The sequence below is a fragment of the Sphingobium sp. MP9-4 genome, from assembly GCF_005281675.1.
Classification (GTDB): domain Bacteria; phylum Pseudomonadota; class Alphaproteobacteria; order Sphingomonadales; family Sphingomonadaceae; genus Sphingobium; species Sphingobium yanoikuyae.
The window spans coordinates 1-21813 of the sequence record NZ_LUFI01000025.1 but is presented as its reverse complement, the minus strand read 5'-3'; the positions used below and the strand labels follow the sequence as shown (position 1 = coordinate 21813).

The window sequence follows — 21813 nt, the reverse complement described above, 5'->3', positions numbered from 1 at the left end:
CCAGATCCGCGCTCGTACGCCTGGGATTAGCCGATGGCCTTCCCGTCACCCCATGGAGCCAGGCGGAACGCGCGCGGCTAGACCGGTGCCGCATAGCCCCCGCGGTGCCGGCCGGACGGTCGGCGTGGCCACAACCAACGATGATGCGGTCCCCCCCTCCTCGCCGCATGTCGTCGTGGCCACGCTGACCGTTTTCGAAGGACAGGCCGTGTTTCGGGCGGAACTGCCCGGCCCGGTTCCATCCACGCTCCTGTTCCGGCTGCGGCGGGGATCCCGGCGGATCATTCCGAGCGAGATTCGGCCATGAAGAAGCGCGCCCTGCTTCTGATGGCGGCGCTCAGCCTGCCCGTAGCGCTTCATGCCCAGACGGCTGAGGATCGCGCCCGCGCTGCGGCCGAGGCCGCCCGGGCGAAGAGTGCTGACAGCGACGCGATCCTTGGCAATTATGTGACGCCGGGCCTGGCCGGAGAGGCGATCAGCACGGTCGATTCCTCTAAGACGTTCTCGCCCAACCTCGTCTGCCAGAAAAGCGCGACATTGCTCGAACTGCTCGCACAGCCCAATGCAAGCGGGGATATCGGAACGCTCAGCATTTCGCGCGACCGCGATCTCGACGGCAGTTTCGATGAAGCGATGACAGTCCCTGTTCCGGTTTCAGGGATCTGCGCCAACGGGCTCATTTCCTGTGCGCCGGGCACCTGGAATGCCTGCCGCTTCCTCCGCTGGGATACGGCCGCGTCGGGATCGCTCAAGCTCACCGAGGTCGAGCTGACCGATCTTGCTGGCTGTTACTGCGTCAACAATAGCTGCGGTAGCAATCTCGTCTGGGGCAATATGGCCTCGGTGCTCAAGGATCTGGGTGGCGGTGTCGTGGGCGCGCTCACCACGAGCGATCCGCGCATCGGCATCGCCCAGGCCTCCATCGAAGGCCCCGTGATCCGCTATACGGGTGCGCAGACCACCTCTTGTGCGTCGCAACCCCAGGTTGGCGCAACGGCCTACAAGGCTAATCCTGGCGTCATCGCCGGCGATGCCTATGCCGCGGCGCAGGGGAGCAGCGTGTTCCAGTCCCTGAAGGGCTCGCCCGCCGGCGTCGGCAAGACCGAGCAGGTGCGATCCTGCACGATCGAACGCGAGGTCAGCATCAAGGCCTGGCAGTTCGACGACATCGTCGCGGCGAGCGGCGTCATTGCGTCAAGCTGGAGTTGCGGCGAAGGGTGCCGCCGCTATCAGATTCGGGGTGAAGGCGCCTGCGGCGACAATCCTCCCGTCTATTCGGCAATCTTCACGGCCATCGCGCCCGAGCGCATGACGTCCGCGCGTATCGTCGAGATGAGCGCTGACGACTGGGTGCAAGCGCGCGTTAATGGTGTCGCCGTCGGCTATGCGGGCAAGCGCGTGTGGATGGATAATGGCATCCCTTCCGGCGACTGCCGGATCAGCGGGAGCAGCTGGTACAATTATTCGCCCATCGACATCACCTCGCAGGTGAAGGCTGGCGCGACCACCGTGTCTGCGCGGGTGCGTGGCGGCGGCGGGGGTCGGTGGGGCAACGTGATCGTCGAGATCCAGGCCAATACCGACTGCGAGGTCAGTGAGCGGCTTGTTGATCTGTGCTCGGGTTACGCCGCGAACGATGCGTGCCGTCTTGCTGACGAAACAGTGGACGGCGTCACCACCTTCCGCAATGGTGTCAGGACCGGGCTCAGCCCCCTCCCCCAGACCCGGGTGATCGGTACCGGCGCCTGCGCGATGCAGGTCAGCCGCGATTTCTTCGCGCGCCAGCGCGATTATGCCTGCACGGTGGATCAGGGTGCAGTCCCTCAGCCCGATCTGTCACGCGGCGCCTATATCATCGATCATTCGACCGAGACGCTGCTGGCGGACCGGGTGCGGACGGGCGATGGCGGCCATAGCCTCACGACCCGCGCCTTCACGCTGCCTGATCGTGGCAGCGTCAATGCCTGCGAGCCCATCTGCAAGACGCGCAAGGCTCAGGCCAATAGCGCCGCAGCTCCCGATGGCGTGACCGGTTCGAAGCAGACCAATCCCACGGGCTGGGACTTTTTCTATCACGCCTGCCAGGACAGCAATGTCTGCCCCGCGGGCGAGGGCGAGGAACTGGTGCAGGGCTGCGGCTGCATCGACGATTTCCCCGAAGCGGTGGTGATGATGCAGACAGTGCGTCTGGGCGGAGCAGATATGATCTGCACGGGTGCCGTGCGATGACGCCGGTGCGCGCCCTTCTTGCCACGCTCCTGTTTGTCGGCGCGAGCCTTTCGCTGGTACCAGCGACCGCCATGGCCCAGCAGCTGTGCGCGGTTGATCTCAATGGCAATGGCGATGCGGCCGATGACGGCGAGACGGCGAGCTGCCATCTGACCGGCTCGGGCGGATGGATGTGCCCGATCGGCGAAACGCGCTGCGAGGCGGATGTGGCCGGGGCGATGCACTGCCCGCTCGGCGATCAATATGCGTGCGCCGTGCCGGCCAGCGGCGGCGCGCCGACCTGTTCGCCCAATGCCTGCATCGACACCAGCGCCAATCCGATCGTCGATGATCCGGTCGTCGACGATCCGGGTGTCGAGGCGGATGGCGGCGTCGATGCCGACGGCAATTGTCTTGGCACCATCGAGATTTTCTCGGGCCGCGCCGCGCGGTGCCGCCCGGCCGGTCTCAAGACCACCTTTTCGAATTGCTGCAAGGACAAGGGCAAGATCGTTAAGGACGGCATGGGTGGCTCGATCTCGTCGATCGGCACTAAGATCGCCGTTGCCAAGGGCGTGTTCACCGGCATGAAAGCGGCCTATAGCGCGTTCAAGGCGGGCGCGACGGCGGGCCAGGCCGCGAGCGCCGGCGCCAATGCGATCGTCGTCGGCATTGACCCCACATCGATCGCGATCAGCCTCGCCATCAACTTCATGATGGATTTCCTGCTTTCCGGTTGCGACCAGCAGGACATGGAAGTGGGCATGCTGCGCGGGTCGGGCATGTGCCATGAGGTCGGCAGCTACTGCTCCTCGAAGATCCTTGGCATCTGCGTCCAGAAGGCCCGCGGCCATTGCTGCTTCAACACCAAGCTCGGCCGGATCATCCAGGAGCAGGGCCGGCCGCAGTTGAAGGCTTTCAGCGCGATCGGCTGGGGTACGCCCAAGCAGCCCTATTGCCGGGGCTTCACGCCAGAGGAGTTCCAGGCGCTCGATTTCTCGCGAATGGACCTGTCGGAATATTATGCGGAAGTCGAGGCGCGCGCCCAATCCGAAATCCAGATCGACATGAAGGACAAGATCGATGCCTATATGCAGACGATCAACAACTAGGCGCGCGCGCCTGTTGGCAGCCATTGCCCTCGCCCCGCTGCTGGTCGGAGCGAGCGAACTGCAGGATACGGCTGGTCAGCAGCGGGACGGCAATGCCCGCACGCGCATCCAGGATAAGGGCGGCGCGGCGATGGAGCGCGTGAAGCGCGCCGCCGACAAAGCAAAGACCGCCCATCCCTCTTCACCAGCTCTACCGGCCAAAGCCGATGCCGCCGCGCAGCGCCGTGCTTTCGAGGCGATCAACAGGCGCAAGCCGGATCCCGCCATGGCGAAACAGGTGGAGGCCGATGTCGCGGCGGCCCGCGATGCATTGGCCATCGAGCGGGAGGCCGCCAGCCGTCGTATCGCCCAGGCCCTGGGCCTTGAACAGCCCGAAGAGGCAGCGCTGGCCGGCGTCGTATCCACCGGTGGTGCGAAACGCTGGGTTCCCGTCCTGTTCGTTTCCTCGTCCATGCCGGTCGAGACGCTGCGCACCTATGCCGGGCAGCTCGAACGCGCCGGCGGCGTGATGGCCTTCCGCGGCATGCCGGGCGGGATGCGGCAGGTCGCGCCGATGGCGAAATTGTCGGCCGCCATATTGCGCCGCGATCCCGGTTGCGAAGGCCCTGCCTGCGCAATGCGCGACGTACAGGTCATCGTCGATCCCCTGGTGTTCCGCCAGCATGGCGTCACCCAGGTGCCCGCGCTAGCGATGGTCCCGGGCGATCCGACCCTCCCTTATTGCGAGCGTGACGAGGCCAGCCCGCGCGCCGCGCACATCGTGCTGGGCGACGCTGCCCTATCGGGATTGCTCGAGGAATATGGCCGCCTTGGCGGCAAGGAGGAGGTGCGAGATGCTCTTGCTCACCTGGCGCGCCGGTAACCGCCTCTGGCGCGAACTCAAGGATCTGCCGCTCCGGGCGGCCGTGGCGCTCGGCGCAAGCGGTCTTGGGCAACCGGCGCGGCCTGCCCAGCTGCTCAAGGCCTATGGCATCGTGCTGCCCATCGGTCTCTTTGCCTGGTGGGCGATGCCGCAGATCACCCTGGTCATGACGCCGTCGATCGACGCATGGGTCGTCCATCGATCTCCCGGTCCGATCCATCGCGGCGACCTCATATCCTTCACATTGTCCGATCCCGTAGCCGGCCCGAAGCCCGTCGCCATCACCAAATATGCGCTCTGCCTGCCTGGTGACCGGATCAGCATGGTCGAGAAGCATGGGATTGGCGGGCTGATCGCGAATGGCTGGTACTATTGCAATGGCAGGTTGATGGGCGTCAGCAAGCCTGCGGCGCGCAATGGCAAGGCGCTCATGCATTGGCAGCCGGAAAGTCCGCGCATTCCCGAGGGGATGATCTTCGTCGGTTCGCGGCATCCCGACGGATATGACAGCCGCTATTATGGCCCGGTGGCGATCGAGCGGCTCACGCGCATGGAGAAGTTGCTGTGAAGCGCATGCTCATCCTGGGCATGGCGTTGCTCCTGCCCGCCGGTCCTGCGTGCGCGCAAGCGGCGCCTGCGAGCGCGGGCGATCGTACGGCGCGGGGCTACTGGTGGTACGAGACACCCAAATCCGGCACTGAAGAAGAGGTGCGGCAAGAGACGGTCCCAAAGCCCGTCATCCCTCCGATGGTGGAACTGGCCAAATGGTCGCCGCCCCGGATCGCGAAGCTCATCGTGGAGCAGCGCGACTATGCCGCAACCGTCCTCACGATCGACGCGGTCGCCGATTTCTGGCGGCTGCAGGATTTTGCCCGGCGCAAGGCCCGCGCCTTTGCCGGCGTCACCCAGCTTGCCATGCTCACCCATCCCGAACTCAATGCCAAGGCTGCCAACCCGATGGTCGGCGAGGCACGCGATGCGCTGGGCGCGCAGAAGGATCAGGTGCGCCGCCAATATCTGCGGGCGCACGCCGGGGAATTTGCGCTCGTCATGTTTGCCCGGGAATCCTGCGGCTATTGCAAGGTGCAGTGGCCGATCGTCCAGCGGTTCCAGGATGACATGGGCTGGCAGGTGAGCCTGATGGATCTCGATCGCAGGCCCGACCTCAAGCAGCGTTTCGGGGTGGAGGTGACGCCGACCACCATGGTCATCCGTCGGGGCAGTCCCCAGCGCATGGTGATTGCCGCAGGGGTCGAGACTTACCCCAATCTTGCGCAGATGGCCTATCAGGCCGTGCGATTGCTGAGCGGCGATATACGCCCCGAGCAGTGGCTGACCGGCGCGGGGGAGGAAGACGGCTTCTTCGATGCGTTGGCCAATGGCCCGGTCTCCTCGACCGATCCGCGCGTGATCGGCGGCGATCTTATCGATGCCAGGGATCGCAGGCCGTGAGGCGCCTGGGTTCCACGCTGGCCTGCGGCGTTTCGCTGCTGGCGTCACTGATGCTGCTGCCGGCGAGCGTCCTCGCTCAGCAGGCAGACCGGGACGTCGCACGGCAGGCGGCCATCCATCCGGTATCGACGGCTGCGGACATGCGCCTGTGGCTCTCCCGCGTGCCGATGACGCGCGATTTTCCGCCTGACTTCGAGACCATGCTGCGCGGCCAGGCATCGCTTTATGTGATCGAGATAAGCACGGCGCCCGGCTGCCTGCCCTGCGGCGACCTCTGGACGAAGCTTCTCGCATTCCGCGGCCGCTATGGCTGGCAGGTCCGAACGTTGCGACAAGATGAGGCAGCGCTCCGATCGGGGCGTCTTGGCCTTCCCTGGGTCGGACACCCGGTCGCATGGGTGCGGCCATTGGCTGATCCAGGCCGCATGGTGCCGATCGCGATCGGCACCGACCATGGCGCCAATATTGCGCGCAACGCCTGGCTTGCCGCCCGGATGCTGACCGGGGCGCGCGCCGCGGTGGGTGTGCGCGCCATGTCGAAATTTACGGGAATTGTCGGCGTGAGGGCGCCCGCCTCTCCCAATCGGAAAGGACGCTGATCGTGCCGGGGCTGTGTCGTCAACTCTTGCCTTCAGGAAACCTGTCATGGCCTATCATATACGCCGCCCGTTCCTCGCGCTCTGCCTGATTGCAGCTTCATGCGGCCAGACAGTCCCGGCCCACGCCCAGGGTTGGGCCGAGAGCTGGTTCGATAATGTCACCTATACCTCGCCCGGCAGCTTCGAGGACCAGACACGCGGCTATGTGACCGCCGGCGGCATGTCCGGCCGGGTCGATGTGCATGACGATTATCTGATGAGTCTGACGCTGCCCAAGGTGAAGGCGGGCTGCGGCGGCATCGACATGTTCCTTGGCGGTATGTCGTTCCTCGATCCCGATTATCTCGTCCAGAAGCTGGAGACCATCCTGCAAGCCGCCCCGGCCGTCGCCTTCCAGTATCTTCTGGAAACGCTGGATGAGAAGATGGGCAATATTATTTCAAAAATGGAGGCGGCGACCAATTTCCTGAACTCTATTCAGGTGAACGACTGCCGTCTCGCCAATCGCATGGTCCAGATCGCCAAGGGCGACGACAATATGTCGGGCATTGTCGAGGAGATGACCGGCTACAAGTCCATCCGCGAAGGCTATGCCAATAGCTGGCAACAGAGCCGCGAGAAGATACAGGCCAACAAGGGTAATCCGACGGAGGACTTGAAGGAAGCGCTCGCCAATTGCCCGACCGAGGTGACGGATATTTTCAAGACCGGATCGCTGCTGGCGCACGCCGCCGCGCGCGTCGGCGCATCCGACTGGGCGGGCGTCATGCGGGCCCGGGTCGGCGACGTCTATATGCGCTGGGATGCGAACGACAAGGTGCCGCTCTTCTCGGCCATTCCCGCCTGCCCGCGCCAGGATACCGAGAGCGCCGACGATTTCCTGACCGGTCGCGTGCCGACGCGTGCGCTCAACATCCCCGCGACCGCTGCGGATTGTTCGGTGAATGGCGCGGGCCGCGGCGCGCTCATCCTGGCGCGCGAGCGGATGGAGGCGATCTCCGTCAAGATCCGGACGCGCGCGGCGCTGACCACGGAGGAAAAGCAGTTTGTCGCCAATGTCCGGACACTACCGGTCTATCGCCTGCTCGAATGGGGCGTGCGACAGGGGCTTACCGACAGCGTCATCGCCGACACCGATGAACTGGTGGCGCTCACCCTCGCCTATCAGATGCTGAATGACCTCACCCGCTCGATCGACTTCGCGCTGCAGAATGCCGAACGCGGTGTGACGACGGCGGGCGCTTCGGACGCTGAGAACACGAACATCTGCCAGACGCGTATCCTCACCAAGGGCATCGAGCAGTTGCGCGAATTGCGAGACGAGGTGCTGCGCCAGCGCGCGCAGATGCGCCAGTCCTATATGGCCGCCATGAACCAGGCGAACCTCTCGGCCAACTATGCCGGAGTGGTCCGCCAGCGTGATCGCGATGCCCGCGACGCCGCTGGCGCCAATGCCAATCGCAACCGGTGAGGCGGGCCATGCGTCAAATCATTCGCTTAATCCTCACCCTTGTCGGGTGTCTGGGCGCGACGCCCGCGCTGGCGATCGATGCGAGCTATCACACATGGGACGGCTTCTCGGAGACCGTCGATGCGTTCCACCTGGTCGCGATGATGTTCGGCGACCCGCGCTACGAGACGCTGGTCGTGATCATCGCAGTTGCCGGGATCGGGTTGGGCGCAGTGCTGGCGAGCATCAAGGGCTCCGGCATGGGGCTGGTCGCCTTCGGTTTCCAGATGCTGATCGGCATCGGCCTGTTCGCCGGGATGATCGCTACGACCGGCACGATCCACATCTACGACCGGGTGCGCAACGCCTATCAGCCGGTCGGCGACGTCCCCAACCTCATCGTACTGGTCGCCGGCGTCACCAATCTTATGGAGCGGGCGCTCGCCGAGACGATCGACGACAATACCACCGATCCCAATGCCAAGCTGGAATTTGGCGCCGGCGGTCATGCTTTCGACCTGTTCCTCAACGCCGTCAGTCCCCGCAGCCCGATCGTGGACACCTTCCTCGATGCGACGGTGAAGGACTATGTGCGGCAATGCTATCCGGTCGCCCGCGTGTCGCCGGCCTATGGGGTCGACGACGATCAGCTCTTCCGGACGTCGACCGATCTTCCAGCCTCCTTCGCGGCGATGGCAGGGCCAGCAACCTTCTCGACCGTGTACACAGCGAGCGACAAGGCCGGCACGACGATGAGCTGCGAGGCTGCATGGGGCTATATCGCCGATCGCCTGTCGGACAGCACGCTGTTCGACGCCTATAGCGACCAGGTCTGCGCGCGCACCGGCTTCGACGTGACCCAGGCGGCCCAGCGCGATCGCTGTCGCCAGCAGATCGATGCGCTGGGCGACATGATGCTGGGTCATTCCATGAGCCGGCAGAAGTTCCTGACCAACATCCTGCTCGGCCAGACCGTCGGCGACGTCCTGTTCGAGGATTCCCCGGCGGCAACCGCGCGGGTGATGGCCAACCGGGCGATCGAATCCAACGGACTCGCCACGCTCTCGACCGCCAACGAATGGATGCCGACCATCCGCGCCTCGGTCTTCGCGATCATGCTGATGATGATGCCAATCGCATTGCTCTTCATCCTGACGCCGATCAACCTCAGGGTCGCGAGCTTCGCGCTCGGCCTCTTCGTGTTCGTCGCGCTCTGGGGCGTCATCGATGCCGGCATCTACCAGCTCACCCTCGGCCGGGCGATGGACGTCCTGGCCGAGTTGCGGGCGACCAATGTCGCCGCCGATAGCTGGATCCTCGCGCCCTCGGCGGCGATGAAGGCGCTTGCCATCTTCGGGTCGTTCCGGACGGCCGCGGCAGGGCTTGCCGGCGCCTTCGTCTTCACCGTCTTCCGCTTCTCGGGCAACATGTTCACTGCCTTCACCTCCGGCATGCTCGGTGTGCAGGGTCAGGGCAGCATGGCGGCCGCGACCGTCGGAACGAGCGAGGGCTATGCCTCGGCCCTGGAGGCGCAGGCCTCGGCCGGCGGTACCATGTCGCGGCGCGCTGCATCCTCAGGCTTCGGCGATTTTGGCGAGCGCAGCAGCTTCGGTCTGGACCGTAGCTTCGCGTCGGCCGGATCCGTGCTCGGCGAACAGGGCGGCGGCGCGGCGGGAACTGCAGCCTTCGGCCTCGGCCGGGCGGACGCTGCGCGGGAACTGGGCGGGCTCTCCCCTGCCCTTGTGGGCCGAGATCTGAGCGATCCGGCGACTGCGCGCGCGGTACGCGCCAATGCCGCGACTTCGGCGATCCACAATTTTGCTCAGGGCGATGCCCTGCGCAAGCTTGGCACCACCTATTTCGGCCAAGGCCAGGGCGGCGAACGCGCCTTTGCAGCCTTCGCGCAGAATATGGTGCAGTGGAAGACGTTCGGCGACAGCCAAGCCTATGACATGATGCAATCCGGCGCGCAGCGGCATTTTGAGCGCAGCGGCTATGATGCGAAGGATGCCGCGCTCAAGGCATCGACGGTCATCGCCCAGGCGAGCGCTGATCCGACGTTCGCCAAGCTGACGGCTAATGCGTTCGATCAGGAGCAGATGCTGCGCAATGACCTGACCGCGGCGCAGACGCAGGTGGGCGCGATGGAAGGCCGGCGCGACTATGCGGGCGACAGAGTTGCCGCCGTCGAGCGAGGCAATGTCGCGACCGAGCAGGCGCATCGAACCGGCGGCAATCAGGGACAACGGCAGGCTGCGGCCATGCTGGGTCTCTCTGTCACCGAAACCAGCCGGCGCATCGGGTTCATCAATGCGCTGTCAGGCGAGGCACGATCGACCGCGATCAGCCAACTCTCGCGCGCGACCGGGCGCAACGAGGCGCAGGTCCTGGGCGCGCTGGAGAGTTACAACGCCGCCGTGCAGGTCGGCACGGCCGATGGCGCGACCGCGGAGGCGGCGCGTGAGGGCACCAGCGTCTATGGGCGCACGCGGGAGGCTGCAGGCTATGATTTTGCCGAGCGGTCGGGCAAGCTCGACGCGCAGCGCGAGATCGGGCCCGACGGGGTACGCGGCAATGCCCAGATCGGCGAGCAGCGGCGGCAGGCGGATAATGCGGGCTTTGCCGAAGGCGCGGCGGCCGCCGGAGTATCGGTCCGGGAAGCGGCTCGCCTCGATTCTTTCATCCGCGCGCTCGCCGGTACGGCCGGCAACCAGGTCGATATGGCCGAGGGCGGCGCGGAAGGCATCGCCGATCGCGCGCGGAACGAGCGTCTGACCGGAATTGTCGACAGGGAGCGCCTTACCCGTACCCAGGCGCTGCTGCGTGCGCATGGCGTCGAAATGTCCAGGCGCCAGATCGCCATGGATCAGAATGGCGACCTCAGCCTCAACCTGACACCGGAACTCGCAGCGCAGATGTGGCGGGGCGGGCTGATCAACGAGAGCCAGCTTGGCGCCATCGCCAATGGCGGGCATGCCCGGTTCAGCTTCGCCCATAATGATCTGCTTGTCTCCAGCAGCGCCGGGTTCAGCCAGTCCGCCCGCAATGACACCAGCACGCGGTTCGAGGCCGGCAAGCAGGCCGGCCCCGACACAATCGAGCATTTCCTGGGCAGTGGCCCGGAAGGTCAGGCCGCCATGGCCAACTGGCTGCGTGGTGGGTTCGAGATGGATCGGCGAGGCAACTGGCGGTTGAAACCGCAGGTTGCCGATACACTGGAGCGCGATGTCACTGCGATCATGGTGCAAACTGGGTGGCAAAGATCGCTTTCTCGAAATGCAGACCATCAGACTTCAAATACTCAAAACGTGTCGGGTGATCTCTCGGCAACCGCTAGCAGGGGCGTCAGCACAGGTGACAAGGGTGACAAAGGCAAATCGGGAGCCTCTGGTAGCGTGACCGGATCGCTGAGTGGCAAGCTGGGAATGGATATCTCCGATCGGGGAGCTGCGACTGTTTCGGCACAGTCATCGATTGACATCGTGAATTACGATGTTCGTGAGGTCATCGCGTCGGCGGAGAAAGCCGCGGCCCGTTCGGGACGCCCAGAGGAAGCGTTCGCAAAGGAATTGAGCGAAGGGGTTCTCGGCAATCAAGGCCTTCGCAATCGTTATTTGGAACAGGCAGATTCTGGTCGCGGCACTATGCAGGTCACTGCCCCGCTTACTTCAATGGAACAATCATCGATCCTGAGTTCGGGTCGATTGTTGATGGATCGAGATCATGGCCCAGCGGACGGAGACCCCAGCTTCAAAGAGCGCAGGGATCCCTAATGTCTATCCTTCATCAAGCCGATATGTCTGTGGAAGATACTCCCAGATCGTATATCAAATGGATCCGTGTAAGGGTCAATCATTGGCCGTTGCGACGGCGGTCCCGGCGTTATAATCCATTCGCCGCATGCGACCTTGGCTTTGAGGAAGCCATATCCCAGCACCGCCACCACCGTGATCGGATTGAAGACGAAGATCAGCAGCACCATCATATCGGCCAATGTTATGTTCCACTGGTCATAGGGCATGGTGATCATCAGCTCGAGACCGATCCAGTAAAGCAGCGCCAAAGCCCAGTAGAGTTTCGCATACCATGGGCGCCAGAACCAGTCAGCCGCACGCGGCGACGGCGCTGGCGCGAGGGTCTCTTCTGGTGTCGGGTCGATCTGATCAACGTCCTGCATGTGCAGAGCCTTTCCGAGGGAGGAAATAGCACAGGCCGGTCGGACATGGAACCGGGCGGCCATCATCATGACGGCGCGATTGCGCGGAAAAAGTCCGTCCCAATCCTCTTCCCTTCGCTCATCCCTTCCCCGCTCCATGCCTGTTTTCTTTACGGACCCCGGTCATGGGTGGACCTGCGGTCGGAACGGACGCCGCGATGAAGAAGAGGCGGCATTCTCTGCAGGAGGCTCCGCCCCTGTCTCCCAAAGCGGATGCGGCGATCCTGCGTCTTGCCCGGCTCCTGGGACGTCAGATGGCGCGCGAACAATATGAAGCGCAGCTGGAACGGGAGAGGCAGGGACAGGAGCCAGCAGATTCATCAGATTGATCTGGCTGGCTCTGGAGGGGCCAGAGGAGAAAGCATCGGCGCGAGTCGATTTGATGGGGAAGATGAATCTCCTGCCTGCGCGTGGCGCCCTCTCGTCAATTCAGCCGCAGGGCGCGATCGTGATCCTGGCCCGGCCCAATTATGCGGTAGACAATGATTGTGTCAGTTCGCACCGCATAGAGCATGCCGTAGCCACGGTAGGAACGTCGCCGAATACCGTGCTGCTCGTAGCGTGGAACCAGCGGAAAGGCGCGCGGCATGTCGCCTATGCGCTGGGCGACGTCCTCCAACTCCGCAATAAAAGTCATCGCCCGGCCCGGATTATCTTTTGCGATGTGGCGACCGATCACCATGAGATCATTGCGGGCGTCGCGCGTCAGGAAAACATTCATTGAAGTGGCTGTTCGCCCGCCATCCCTTCAATTTCCGCACGAACTTCCGCGCAGACTGCCCCCAGATCGTAAAGACGGCCCGCCTTTTCATCCTCTAGCCCGCGTTCGATTGAAGCATCCAGGTCGCTGAGCCAACGCTGCTCATCTTCGGTCTCCGTCTGATCGCGGCGGATCAGGTCGCGCACATAGTCGCTGACGCTGGCATAGTGGCCGCTGTCGATACGGTTCTGCACATAGTCCCGCATCGGATCCGGCAGGGAAACATTCATGGTCGCCATCGGGCCATACCTCCTGCACTTCATATGGCAAAAATTGCCACCGCTTTCAACGGTAAACCAGGATTGTCCGCTATCCCCTGATTTACGCCGACTGGGTGGTCGGCGCCCTTTATGGGCTTGCAGCGAACCATGCGCCGACCATTCCGAACGGAAACGAAGCGCGATATCCTATCTGTCGAAATGGAAGTTTTCAGCGTCTGAATTTTTTGCTTGCGCAATCGCGTTCGCAAGCGCAGCATATATTTGCCTTTCAGGCATCCTCTCCTGACTAGGCCGGCATTCTGCCGGCCTTTTTCTTGCCCGCAGGCGCAGCATCATATCGATGGCGCAGTGAGGGAGGTTCTTTCCGGACCACAGAATCTGGTCATTCCCAGGACGTCATTTGCGTGACATTTGTGCACTGCGATATTAGGGCCGGATTCCAGGAGAATAGCTGTTCCATGGGTGCGCATAAATCTGGCCGAAGCACCGGGCGCGAAATCCGGTCATGTGGACGAACAATCCTCGAGCGGCCTATTTACGGGCTCCCGGCCCAGCCTGTGCGGTTTCGACATAGGAAATCGCATCCTGCACGGTCGCTATCTTTCCGACATCGTCATCGGGAATCGAGATACCGAATTCATCCTCGATCGCCATGACAATCTCGACCAGGTTGAGACTGTCGGCTCCCAGATCGTCGATGAAATGGACGTCGGGGGTGACCTGGTCCGGATAGACCCCCATCTGCTCGACGATGATTTTCATGATTCGTCCCGCAATATCGTTCATGTTGTTTCTATCCGCCTGGATGATGAGATGGATGCAGATCCGCCCGGAAGTAAATTCCATGGATCGCAAGCTCGTCTCGACATGCTGTCAATTCGCATCCGGTCGTCAAGAGTTGAGATGAACAGTAAGGTGATACGGACATCCGGGATCAGCCAGCCAGCGTGTCTCGACGGAAAGGCCTGTTACCCGGCGGATGGACACCTGCGCGGGTTCATTTTGAAGTTGCCAGTGGCGATGTGATGCCGCTGCTCCTATGCTCGAGCGATGATTTCGGTTGTTTCATCTTGCCCATTGAGCCGCAGGGAAATGCGGCGCAACGACCGTCGCGAATCGATCATGCAGGTCGCTGCAAAATCCTTTCTGGAGCATGGATATGCGGCGACGACCATGTCCGGCATCGCGGCAACGGTCGGCGGCTCGAAAGGGACGCTCTGGAACTACTTCCCGTCCAAGGAAGGGTTGTTCGAGGCCGTGCTGGATCGTGTCACGGCGGTTTATCGCGGGCAGATGCTGGAGATGCTGGCCAACACGGACGGCGACCTGCGTGTGACCTTGCATAACGTCGGTCTCAAGCTGCTAGCCAAGGCGACCTCGCGCGATGCGATAGCCCTGAACCGTCTGGTGCTGGCGGAGGCGGCACGATTCCCTGAAGTCGGGCGGATATTTTATGATCGCGCGCCGCGTCAGATGCAAAACCTCCTTGCGCAATTTCTTGGGGCCGCCATGGCGCGCGGCCAATTGCGGGCGGATGATCCCTATGTGGCGGCGCGGTCGTTTACGACCCTCACTCTGGCGGGGTGCCATCAAAAGCTGCTTTTGTGCCTGATCGACTGCGCCACGCCTGAACTGATGGAAGCAGATGCTTCGGTCGCGGTCGAGACGTTCCTGCGCGCCTACGCGCCATAGCCGCGGGTCGGTGTCGTCCGGAACGGAGCGGGCGGCCGTTCCGGACGCACGATGCTATTGCGCCGCTATCAGTCGAGGCGTGCGCCGGTCAGTTCCTCGCAGAGCCGCCACAGACGCCCGGCGTTCACCGGGTCCTTGACGCCGGGTTTGACGCTGTCGTTGTCGATCTTGTCATCGTCATCTTCGGTGAGCTGCCGGCCTACCTCGTTGTTGGTCAGGTAGACGCCGCCCTTGCCATCGAGCAGCGGACTGGTGGCGGCCCAGACCATGGTGGATGCACCTTGCTCAGGCGTCTTCCAGCCCTTTTCGGGATCGATGATCGGCTTGCCGTCTTCATCGATCATGCCGTGGGCCCTGGCGATCGCAAGGTCCATGTGGCGCACCAGGCCGGTGTCGAAGATGCCGCGCGGGTGAACAGAGAAGGCGCGCACGCCCTGCGCCTCGCCGATGCTGTCGAGCGCCAGCGCCAGCAGGATATTGGCCGCCTTTGAGTTGCCGTAGGCGACCCAGGGGTCATATGCGCGATGTTCGAAGTTCGGATCGTGCAGGACATCGATGACTGTCCCGCGGTGGTTGGCCGAACTGAGGAACACCACGCGCGCGTTGTTCGCTGTGACCAGCGCCGGCCACAGCGCGCAGGTCAGTTGGAAGTGTCCCAGCACATTCGTGGAGAACTGGCTCTCATAGCCCCGTGCATCGCGCGTCAGCGGATTGGCCATCACGCCGGCGCAATTGATGAGGATGTCGAGCGTATCGTTCCTGGCGAGGAAGTTTTTGGCGAAAGCATCGATGGAAGCCGGGTCCATCAGGTCCATCGCCTCCAGTTGCACGCCGTCTAGTCCGGCCACGGTCTCTTGCGCCTTCGTCATGTTGCGTGCGGGCACGATGATCTTCGCGCCGGCGGCGAGCAGGACGCGCACTGCCTCGCGGCCGATGCCAGAATAGCCGCCCGTCACGATAGCGGTCTTGCCGGTGAGATCGATGCCCTGGATGACGTCCTCGGCGGTGCTGGCAGGCCCGAAGGGCGAGCCGATGGGGGCTTGTTCACTGGACATGGAAATATCCTTTTTCGGGTTGGGGAGATGATGGTGTTCGAGGCGAGACCGCACGCGTTCTCAGGAACGTTCCGGCGGCGTGGCCATCGTCAACAGCGGACGAGTTCGTCGCCGTGCTGCAGGAAAGCGACCCGCTGCCTGTTCATGGATGACATGCATCGTTTCCGGGATTGGTAGTCCGTCAAGTTCCAGTCCATTCTGCAAGGTCCGTCCAAAGTCAGCTTCCTGCTCGCCCCTATATAAAAGACCGATGGTCTTATATCAATACCTGGCGGACGAAAGCATGAAGAGCCGTGCGGTGGTGCCAGACAGGACGCGATCAGGAACACGCCGATCGGTTCACAAATGACCATCGGTCGAATAGGAGAAGGGCATGGAGTTCCAGCGCGCCAGAAACGAGACCCAGCGGGACGAGCGCCGCCGGACGATCCTGAGCATGGCTTGGGCGATGCTAGAGGACATGTCCGTCGCCGATGTGAGCCTTAACGAGTTGAGCCGCCGCGTCGGCCTCGCGAAGTCGAATGTGCTGCGCTATTTCGAATCCCGGGAAGCCGTCCTGCTGGAGCTGCTGAATGGAGCGCTCCAGGCGTGGATCGACGATCTGGATCTGTCCGCAATCTCGCCGGCCTCCCCTCCACATGAACGGGCGGAGGCTGTCGCCGGTGCGATCGCACAGAGCCTCGCCGCTCGCCCGGTCTTGTGCGATCTCATAAGCGCGCAGGCGAGCGTGCTGGAACGTAATGTGTCGACGGACACCGTTCTGCGTCACAAGCGGGCCGTGCTCGTCTCGGTCGAGGCGCTGTCGGCGAAGCTCCGGACGCCGCTGCCGGAACTTGATGAGGGCGATATCTACAAAATCATCGCCATTGCGTTGCTGATGACCAGCGGTGTCTGGCCGCATGATCGGCCGACCGAGGCGCTGTTGGCCGCCTATACCGCCGATCCGGAGATTGGCGCGCATCGCATGCGGTTTGCGCCGTTCATGCAGGAGGCGCTCGCGCTAACCCTTTTCGGCCTGTTGGCCGGGCGGGTGACGATTTGATCGAGAATGTCGTCAGCGGTTGTGCCGATTTTCAGCCGCGATGGGCTTGCGAGCCTTGCAGAGCGTTTCGTCCGTGCGCAGACAGACCGCCGGTCTCGATGAGGCAGAGCCCCCCGTCGCCCGATATCTGATCGCTGGACGTATCGCTGAGGAAGCGGAACTGGCCTTGCTCGCGGCCACAGCATGTTGGTGTGAGGGATAGACCACAAGATCGATGAAATAGATCGGACGACCAGGAACTCGTCCTTCTCTCTGGTCAAGCCGCGTCGGACCGGATTGTGACTTCTGTCATTTCCCGATCACAGTTCGGAAACCTTCGAGACAATCAGGCGTTGCAAAAGGTCGATCTTTATCGCGGGGCAAAGATGGCACGCTTTCTGACAGCCATTCTGGGGTGGATCATTGCGATCCTGGGCGGCTACTTTGCGGTGGCCGGCGGCATTCTGGCCTGGCTGGGCGGGTCGCTTTATTACGTCATAGCCGGTGTCGCGATGATTGCGAGCGGCGGCCTGATCGGGCGCGGGGATCGTCGCGGGCGGTGGCTCTATGGCGCGATCTGGATCGGCACGATTGCCTGGGCGATCTGGGAAGTGGGGCTGGACGGGCTTCAGCTGATTCCGCGGGTCGTTGCGCCAACGGTACTTCTCATCCTTGTTTTGCTGACCGCGGCTCGTGGACACTCGTTCCGAATCCGTTCAGTCGCAAATCCGGTCATCACGGCGGCGTTCATTCTTCTGGTCGCGGGCACGATTTTTACCTTCGGCCACGGCGCGAGTGCGCAAAGAGACCAGGAAGCCAGCGCAGTCCTGCCACTCTCCGGTCAATCGCGTGGAAACGAGGCCGACAATGACTGGCAGGCCTATGGCGGCACCCTCGCCGGCCGCCGATATTCCACTCTCGCCGACATCACGCCCGCCAATGTGGGGCAGTTGAAGCTTGCCTGGACACAGCGCACCGGCGACCTGCCGGACGTCGCCGAAGCAAAGCAGCATAAGCGGGAATATCATTCCGAAGCGACCCCGATCCATATCGGCAATATGCTCTATACCTGCACGCCGCATTCCTTCGTGCAGGCGATCGACGCGACGACCGGGCAGACGCGCTGGACCTGGCGGGAGCAGGCGACCCGCGAAGGAAACAGCTATCTCGTATGCCGGGGTGTCGCATATTTTGAGGCACCGGCGGGAACGCCTTGCCAGCGCCGTATTTTTGCGCCGACCTTCAACGCCCGGCTGGTCGCACTGGACGCCGAGACTGGCCAGTTGTGCCGGGGCTTTGGCGAGAATGGCAGCATCGATCTGCGCGCCAACATGGGCGTATCGCGCGCGGCGGACCAGATCAGCACCTCGCCGCCCATGGTGGTGAATAACCGTCTCATCATCGGCGAGCGGATCACCGACAATGTCAATCGCGACATTCCCAGCGGTGTGGTGCGCGCCTATGACCCGGTCTCGGGCCGTCAGATCTGGGCCTGGGATGTGGGTCGCTCGGCCGATGCGATCGCGCCGCTGGGCGGGGACGAAATATACACGCGCGGTACACCCAATGTCTGGGGTGCGATCACGGCGGATGCGGCCAACGGCATCGTTTATCTCGGTACCGGAAACGCCTCGCCCGACTACTGGATCGGCTACCGCAGGCCGTTCGACGACCGGTTCGGCACCTCGATCGTTGCGCTCGACGTAGCGACGGGCAAGCTGCGCTGGAGCCGCCAGCTCGTGCATCGCGACATGTGGGACATGGATCTCGCCATCGGACCATCGCTGTTCGACTATCGCGGCGCTGACGGTCGCACCATCCCGGCGCTCATCCAGACCACGAAAATGGGTCAGGTCTACTTCCTCAACCGCCTGACCGGTGAGCCGATCGCCCCGGTCGTCGAGCGCCCGGTGCGGCAGGATGGCGCGACGCCCGGGGTGCGCGTATCGCCGACCCAGCCTTTTTCTGTCGGGATGCCGTCTTTCACCCCGCCGGCGCCGGACGAGAAGTCGACCTGGGGCGCGACACCGATCGACCAGCTCATGTGCCGGATCGATATTCGCAGGGCGCTTGGCACCGGCGCCTATCAGCCGATGGGACTGGAACCCATTATCGGCCATCCGGCATTTGACGGTGTCACCGACTGGGGCGGCGCGGCGGTCGATCCGGCAAGCGGCATCATGACGGTCAACACCATGGAGATGCCGTTCAAGCTCTGGTTGATGCGCCGCGACGATCCTCGCACGAAAGCGCTGATAGAGCAGAAGAAAGGCGGTGAGAACGCCAGGCAGGCACAGCTTCAGACTCAGTACAACACGCCCTACACCGCCGTCGTGAAAGCCTGGATCGGCATCTTCGGCGCGCCCTGCAACGCTCCGCCCTGGGGCCATCTGACTGCCATCGACCTCAAAACACGCAAGGTTCTCTGGCGCGAGGTGCTGGGCACGGCACGCGACACCGGTCTTTTCGGCTCGCGCCTCGGCGTGCCGCTCAAGACGGGCGTGCCGAACCTGGGCGGCTCGATCATCACGGCGGGTGGCCTCGTGTTCATTGGCGCGACGACCGATCAGTATCTGCGCGCCTTCGACCTGCGGACCGGCAAGGTCCTGTGGAAGGCCCGGCTGCCGGCAGGCGCACAAGCTACACCCATGACCTACCGCGGACGCGATGGGAGACAATATGTCGTCATCACCGCAGGCGGCCATGGCGCGCTGGGAACGCGCTACGGCGACTATACGATGGCCTTCGCACTGCCCCCAAGATCCGAGTAGCGGTTCGTTCACGACGTCTCGCGCCTTGCAGACTGCGGGCCGCTCTGGTGCTGCCGAGGCGGCACGGCGAGGCTGCGGGTGAGATCCCGATGCTCCAGCATGTTGCGTGAGCAATCCTGCAGGCGGTGCCTGCCGGGTGGATAGAGCGCATCGATAAAGCGGTCGCCGCCGGTTCTCCTTTTCCCGGCGATGTCAGCGGTTTCCAGATGACACGGCGCAGAACCTGACACGCCTTGGCGAAGGTGACGGGAGCCTCTATCTTGCGGTCATGGAAAGGAGACGAACGTGAAGGCAGTCCATAATAACATCGACGGCCCTTATGTGATCGAGGAAGATATCGCGCTTTACGGCACCATCACCGGTGACGCCACGCTTGCCGGCGGCCGGCGCTTCATTCTTCGCGGCACGATTGTGGGCGATTTCACGGTCGAGAGAGGCGCGCACGCGATCCTGCATGGTACGGTTGCCGGACGGGTCTATAATGATGGCGGGCGCGTCGAACTGTTCGGCATGGCCAATGCCGTCGCCAATAGTTCGGGCGACGCGATAACGATCATAGATCCTGCAGCCCACGTCATGGGTCGACGATAGCTCTTTTCCAAGCGTCCCACCACAAATCTGGAACACCCGCCGGCCAGGGCCGGCAAGCGCTTTTGCGCCTTTGTCGTCGGTCCACCCCATACAAGGCACCGTGGGTCCAATGTTCGGTTGGATTCCTGCGGACGATAGGAAACGCTCAGCCCTTGCCTTGATGGAGTGCGAAATGAAGTCCAACATATCGATCATGCAAGCCACGGCCTTGTGCCTCTTTTCGCTGATTGGCAGCAGCATACAGGCATCGGCGCAAGACGCGGTGCCGCCATCAACTGCCCCGACGACGCCAGAGGCTCCGACACCGACTACCACATTCAGCGACGTGGAACTGGAGCAATATGTGAGAGCCGCGCTGGCTGTGCAGCAAATCCAGCAGGATAGCGCCACGCCCGATGCCGACAAGCAGACGAAGATGGCGGCCGCTGTGCAACAGGCGGGACTGACCCCCGAAAAGTTCAACGAGATCGCGACCGCGTCACAATCCGATCCGGCGTTGCAGCAACGTCTCCAGGCCATCGCCGGGAAGCTTCAGGGCGCGACGCCGCCGCAGCAATAGGCATCGGGTTCGCCCTGTCCGGCGGCGCCTCCATACTTGCCAGCGCGATCGGACGCGCCGCTGACAGCCTCAGTGCAACGGAGGGTCCGGTGCGATTTCCTTTGCCGCTATGCTGGTTCAATCGGCATGTTCCCCATCGCCCGCAGGTGCGTTGGGATGGCCTCGACTATGCAGGCACATGCCGCCATTGCGGGGCGCGGATCCGCCGGAAATCCCATCGCCGATAGCTGCTGGATTGGAAGGCAGAAGGATAGCGAGCTTCTGCGCGTTGCAGCGCATCGGTCATACAGCGTCACTATCCCTCGCGTGACAGTTTCTCGCGGCGCTCATGCCTTTCCTGCGCTTCGAGCGTCATCGTGGCGATGGGCCGCGCCTCGAGGCGCCCGAGCGAGATCGGTTCGCCCGTGATCTCGCAATAGCCATATTCGCCCTCGTCGATACGGCGCAGCGCTGCCGCGATCTTGGCGATGAGCTTGCGCTGGCGATCGCGCGTGCGCAATTCGATCGACCAGTCTGTCTCATTCGACGCCCGATCGTTGAGATCGGGTTCTCGCAATTGTTCCATCTGCAGAACATTGAGCGTCGTTTCCGCCTCGCTGAGAATCTGCTTCTTCCAGGCGAGCAGGCGCTGGCGGAAATATTCCAGCTGCCGCGGGTTCATGAACTCCTCCTCGGCCGACGGATGATAATCGGCAGGCAGGTCAATCCAGGCATTTGTCATGACAGTGCTCTTGCCTGCCTGGATGCCTCGTTGATGGCGGTACGCCGTTCCGTCTCCTCGGCGGACCGGGCCATCTCCTCCCATCGCTCAGCGGAGCGCTCATGTTGCTGGCGCCGCTGTGGCAGGATTTCCTTCTGCGCCGCGAGGCGTTCGGCCGCGGCTTGCTGATGGTAGAAGTCGGCTGCGCTCAACTCTCGATCTCACATTCCAAGGTATCGCCTGGCATGGTGGGGCTCCTATCATGAAATGGCGGAGGCTGCGCCATTTTTGCCAGGATGGCCCGATGAGGCGGGGCATGCGGAGGATAGGGCGAGCCGCACTTCTTTGCGCCCACCCCTTTTTTCTGCATCAGGCAATGCCGGTCCGGCGAAACGGACAGGATGGCAACTTCGATTGTTTCTTTTGGTCGTGTCCCACGGGGTGGTGTAGGAAGGTTTCCCTGAGAGGGTGGCCACCGTCGATCTTCTGGTAGGGTTCGGATGCGAACTCGAACCTGGAGAAGAAGACGATGACCGACGACAGA

The 21813-nt window shown here is 63.1% G+C and carries 20 protein-coding genes; 13 read left to right on the top strand and 7 right to left on the bottom strand.

Annotated features, from left to right (window positions below; genetic code table 11):
• Window positions 1-303: 303 nt before the first annotated feature.
• Genes A0U87_RS06880 through A0U87_RS06845 form a run of 8 tightly spaced genes read left to right on the top strand, consistent with a single transcriptional unit; the run spans window position 304 to window position 11456 of the window.
• Window positions 304-2229, top strand: a complete 1926-nt coding sequence (locus A0U87_RS06880) for a hypothetical protein (protein WP_137405322.1) — start codon at window positions 304-306, stop codon at window positions 2227-2229.
• A complete protein-coding gene (gene traN, locus A0U87_RS06875) occupies window positions 2226-3320 on the top strand; it encodes a conjugal transfer protein TraN (RefSeq protein ID WP_137405321.1) in 1095 nt (364 codons plus the stop codon). Before A0U87_RS06880 ends, traN begins: the two co-directional genes overlap by 4 nt.
• Window positions 3321-3333: 13 nt before the next feature.
• Complete coding sequence (locus tag A0U87_RS06870) at window positions 3334-4182, top strand: type-F conjugative transfer system pilin assembly protein TrbC (protein WP_137405320.1); 849 nt, start codon at window positions 3334-3336, stop codon at window positions 4180-4182.
• Window positions 4154-4750: a S26 family signal peptidase gene (locus A0U87_RS06865; protein WP_137405319.1), complete on the top strand. Its 597-nt coding sequence runs from the start codon at window positions 4154-4156 to the stop codon at window positions 4748-4750. The genes A0U87_RS06870 and A0U87_RS06865 overlap by 29 nt, the downstream gene beginning before the upstream one ends.
• Window positions 4747-5634: a conjugal transfer protein TraF gene (locus tag A0U87_RS06860; protein WP_137405318.1), complete on the top strand. Its 888-nt coding sequence runs from the start codon at window positions 4747-4749 to the stop codon at window positions 5632-5634. Before A0U87_RS06865 ends, A0U87_RS06860 begins: the two co-directional genes overlap by 4 nt.
• Before the next feature lie 50 nt (window positions 5635-5684).
• A complete protein-coding gene (locus A0U87_RS06855; protein ID WP_170978365.1) occupies window positions 5685-6233 on the top strand; it encodes a hypothetical protein in 549 nt (182 codons plus the stop codon).
• A gap of 46 nt (window positions 6234-6279) precedes the next feature.
• The gene (locus tag A0U87_RS06850) at window positions 6280-7704 is read left to right on the top strand and encodes a conjugal transfer protein TraH (RefSeq protein ID WP_137405316.1); all 1425 of its coding nucleotides are present in this window, start codon (window positions 6280-6282) and stop codon (window positions 7702-7704) included.
• Between the two features lie 8 nt (window positions 7705-7712).
• Window positions 7713-11456 (top strand): conjugal transfer protein TraG N-terminal domain-containing protein, encoded by a 3744-nt coding sequence (locus A0U87_RS06845; RefSeq protein WP_137405315.1) that lies wholly within the window; start codon window positions 7713-7715, stop codon window positions 11454-11456.
• Here A0U87_RS06845 and A0U87_RS06840 read toward each other — a convergent pair.
• The 4 genes from A0U87_RS06840 to A0U87_RS06825 form a co-directional block, all read right to left on the bottom strand.
• Complete coding sequence (locus A0U87_RS06840; RefSeq protein WP_240700514.1) at window positions 11453-11998, bottom strand: hypothetical protein; 546 nt, start codon at window positions 11996-11998, stop codon at window positions 11453-11455. The two genes, A0U87_RS06845 and A0U87_RS06840, sit on opposite strands and share 4 nt — an antisense overlap.
• A gap of 325 nt (window positions 11999-12323) precedes the next feature.
• Entirely contained in the window at window positions 12324-12620 is a 297-nt protein-coding gene (locus A0U87_RS06835; RefSeq protein ID WP_137405314.1) for a type II toxin-antitoxin system RelE/ParE family toxin, read from the bottom strand.
• The gene (locus A0U87_RS06830) at window positions 12617-12898 is read right to left on the bottom strand and encodes a type II toxin-antitoxin system ParD family antitoxin (protein ID WP_137405313.1); all 282 of its coding nucleotides are present in this window, start codon (window positions 12896-12898) and stop codon (window positions 12617-12619) included. Before A0U87_RS06830 ends, A0U87_RS06835 begins: the two co-directional genes overlap by 4 nt.
• 513 nt (window positions 12899-13411) lie before the next feature.
• Window positions 13412-13666 (bottom strand): acyl carrier protein, encoded by a 255-nt coding sequence (locus A0U87_RS06825; RefSeq protein WP_137405312.1) that lies wholly within the window; start codon window positions 13664-13666, stop codon window positions 13412-13414.
• Window positions 13667-13972: 306 nt separating this feature from the next.
• Between A0U87_RS06825 and A0U87_RS06820 the strand changes: the two genes are divergently transcribed.
• A complete protein-coding gene (locus A0U87_RS06820) occupies window positions 13973-14572 on the top strand; it encodes a TetR/AcrR family transcriptional regulator (RefSeq protein ID WP_240700513.1) in 600 nt (199 codons plus the stop codon).
• A gap of 68 nt (window positions 14573-14640) precedes the next feature.
• Here A0U87_RS06820 and A0U87_RS06815 read toward each other — a convergent pair whose 3' ends face one another.
• Window positions 14641-15627 carry an SDR family NAD(P)-dependent oxidoreductase gene (locus A0U87_RS06815; RefSeq protein ID WP_137405311.1) on the bottom strand — a complete coding sequence of 329 codons (987 nt, stop codon included), beginning with the start codon at window positions 15625-15627 and terminating at the stop codon, window positions 14641-14643.
• Between the two features lie 373 nt (window positions 15628-16000).
• Between A0U87_RS06815 and A0U87_RS06810 the strand changes: the two genes are divergently transcribed.
• From A0U87_RS06810 to A0U87_RS06795, 4 genes are all read left to right on the top strand, one after another.
• Window positions 16001-16669 (top strand): TetR family transcriptional regulator, encoded by a 669-nt coding sequence (locus A0U87_RS06810; RefSeq protein WP_137405310.1) that lies wholly within the window; start codon window positions 16001-16003, stop codon window positions 16667-16669.
• Between the two features lie 365 nt (window positions 16670-17034).
• Complete coding sequence (locus A0U87_RS06805) at window positions 17035-19419, top strand: membrane-bound PQQ-dependent dehydrogenase, glucose/quinate/shikimate family (protein WP_137405309.1); 2385 nt, start codon at window positions 17035-17037, stop codon at window positions 19417-19419.
• A 285-nt stretch (window positions 19420-19704) separates the two neighbouring features.
• Window positions 19705-20010 (top strand): hypothetical protein, encoded by a 306-nt coding sequence (locus A0U87_RS06800; protein WP_137405308.1) that lies wholly within the window; start codon window positions 19705-19707, stop codon window positions 20008-20010.
• 172 nt (window positions 20011-20182) lie between these two features.
• Window positions 20183-20569, top strand: coding sequence for a DUF4168 domain-containing protein (locus tag A0U87_RS06795; protein WP_137405307.1), 387 nt, complete (start codon window positions 20183-20185; stop codon window positions 20567-20569).
• 295 nt (window positions 20570-20864) lie between these two features.
• Here A0U87_RS06795 and dksA read toward each other — a convergent pair whose 3' ends face one another.
• Entirely contained in the window at window positions 20865-21290 is a 426-nt protein-coding gene (gene dksA / locus A0U87_RS06790) for an RNA polymerase-binding protein DksA (protein ID WP_137405306.1), read from the bottom strand.
• Window positions 21287-21481, bottom strand: a complete 195-nt coding sequence (locus A0U87_RS06785) for a hypothetical protein (protein WP_137405305.1) — start codon at window positions 21479-21481, stop codon at window positions 21287-21289. Before A0U87_RS06785 ends, dksA begins: the two co-directional genes overlap by 4 nt.
• Window positions 21482-21813 lie beyond the last annotated feature (332 nt).

Bases quoted from the DNA above. Each gene is read 5' to 3' on its own strand.
- A0U87_RS06880 (WP_137405322.1), top strand. From the start codon at position 304: ATGAAGAAGCGCGCCCTGCTTCTGATGGCGGCGCTCAGCCTGCCCGTA.
- traN (WP_137405321.1), top strand. From the start codon at position 2,226: ATGACGCCGGTGCGCGCCCTTCTTGCCACGCTCCTGTTTGTCGGCGCG.
- A0U87_RS06865 (WP_137405319.1), top strand. From the start codon at position 4,154: ATGCTCTTGCTCACCTGGCGCGCCGGTAACCGCCTCTGGCGCGAACTC.
- A0U87_RS06855 (WP_170978365.1), top strand. From the start codon at position 5,685: ATGCTGCTGCCGGCGAGCGTCCTCGCTCAGCAGGCAGACCGGGACGTC.
- A0U87_RS06850 (WP_137405316.1), top strand. From the start codon at position 6,280: ATGGCCTATCATATACGCCGCCCGTTCCTCGCGCTCTGCCTGATTGCA.
- A0U87_RS06845 (WP_137405315.1), top strand. From the start codon at position 7,713: ATGCGTCAAATCATTCGCTTAATCCTCACCCTTGTCGGGTGTCTGGGC.
- A0U87_RS06840 (WP_240700514.1), bottom strand. From the start codon at position 11,998: ATGGAGCGGGGAAGGGATGAGCGAAGGGAAGAGGATTGGGACGGACTT.
- A0U87_RS06835 (WP_137405314.1), bottom strand. From the start codon at position 12,620: ATGAATGTTTTCCTGACGCGCGACGCCCGCAATGATCTCATGGTGATC.
- A0U87_RS06830 (WP_137405313.1), bottom strand. From the start codon at position 12,898: ATGGCGACCATGAATGTTTCCCTGCCGGATCCGATGCGGGACTATGTG.
- A0U87_RS06825 (WP_137405312.1), bottom strand. From the start codon at position 13,666: ATGAACGATATTGCGGGACGAATCATGAAAATCATCGTCGAGCAGATG.
- A0U87_RS06820 (WP_240700513.1), top strand. From the start codon at position 13,973: ATGCGGCGCAACGACCGTCGCGAATCGATCATGCAGGTCGCTGCAAAA.
- A0U87_RS06815 (WP_137405311.1), bottom strand. From the start codon at position 15,627: ATGTCCAGTGAACAAGCCCCCATCGGCTCGCCCTTCGGGCCTGCCAGC.
- A0U87_RS06810 (WP_137405310.1), top strand. From the start codon at position 16,001: ATGGAGTTCCAGCGCGCCAGAAACGAGACCCAGCGGGACGAGCGCCGC.
- A0U87_RS06805 (WP_137405309.1), top strand. From the start codon at position 17,035: ATGGCACGCTTTCTGACAGCCATTCTGGGGTGGATCATTGCGATCCTG.
- A0U87_RS06795 (WP_137405307.1), top strand. From the start codon at position 20,183: ATGAAGTCCAACATATCGATCATGCAAGCCACGGCCTTGTGCCTCTTT.
- dksA (WP_137405306.1), bottom strand. From the start codon at position 21,290: ATGACAAATGCCTGGATTGACCTGCCTGCCGATTATCATCCGTCGGCC.